This window comes from Methylobacterium aquaticum (genome assembly GCF_001043915.1).
GTDB classification, from domain to species: Bacteria; Pseudomonadota; Alphaproteobacteria; order Rhizobiales; family Beijerinckiaceae; genus Methylobacterium; species Methylobacterium aquaticum.
Genome location: NZ_LABX01000409.1, coordinates 1 through 969 on the forward strand (window position 1 = coordinate 1; position 969 = coordinate 969).

Below are 969 nucleotides of genomic sequence, written 5' to 3' on the forward strand. Positions count from 1 at the left end.
CGGTGCCGGTGCCATGGGCCTCCAGATGCCCGATCGAGGCGAGCGCGACGGCCGAGCGCCGCAGCACCCCGGCCACCAGGGCGGCCTGTGCGGCGGGGTTCGGGGTGGTCAGGCCAGCGGCGCGCCCGCCATGGTTCTCGCCGGTCTCGCGGATGACGGCCCGCACCCGGTCGCCGTCGGCCAGGGCCCGGCTCAGGGGCTTGAGCACCACGAGGCCGAGCCCCTCGCCGCGGACATAGCCGTCGGCATCCGCGTCGAAGCTGCGGCAGCGGCCCCGTGGCGACAGCATGCCGAGCTGCGCGCCCATCACCTGGGCGCGGGGCGAGAGGATGAGGTGGACGCCGCCCGCGAGGGCCAGGGTGCAGCTTCCCTCCCGCAGGGACTGCACCGCCCGGTGGATGGCGATCAGGGAGGAGGAGCAGGCGGTGTCGACGGTCTGCGACGGTCCGTGCAGGTCGAACCAGTGGCTCAGCCGGTTGGCCAGCATGGTGCGGGTGTTGCCGAGCACCGCCTGGGCCGCCGCCGTGCCGGCATCGCCGATCAGCTCGGCATAATCCGCGAGCTGGCTGCCGATGAAGACCCCGGTCGCGCTGCCGGCCAGCCGTCGCGGCGGCAGGCCGGCATCCTCCAGCGCGTGCCAGGCGCCCTCCAGCAGCAGCCGCGCCTGCGGGTCGAGATGGATCGCCTCCCGCGGGGACAGGCCGAAGAACGGCGCGTCGAAGCGGTCGACGCCGTCGAGGAAGCCGCCCCAGCGCGGCACCTCGGCCCCGGCGTCGAGGCCCGGCGCGTGGCGGTGCCGGCGCCAGTCCCAGCGGTCGGCGGGGATCTCGGTGACGAGGTCGCGGCCCTCGCGCAGGGCGTCCCAGAAGGCGTCGAGATCCGGCGCGCCGGGAAAGCGCCCGGCCATGCCCAGGATGGCGATCGGCTCGGTCGCCCCGACCCGTGCCGCCCCGACCCGCGCCGGCGCGG

General features: G+C 76.3%; 1 protein-coding gene. It reads right to left on the bottom strand.

Translation table 11 applies throughout. The features are described from left to right. A partial coding sequence (locus VP06_RS32850) for a beta-ketoacyl [acyl carrier protein] synthase domain-containing protein (RefSeq protein WP_048468024.1) occupies positions 1 to 969 on the bottom strand: 969 nt, incomplete at both ends.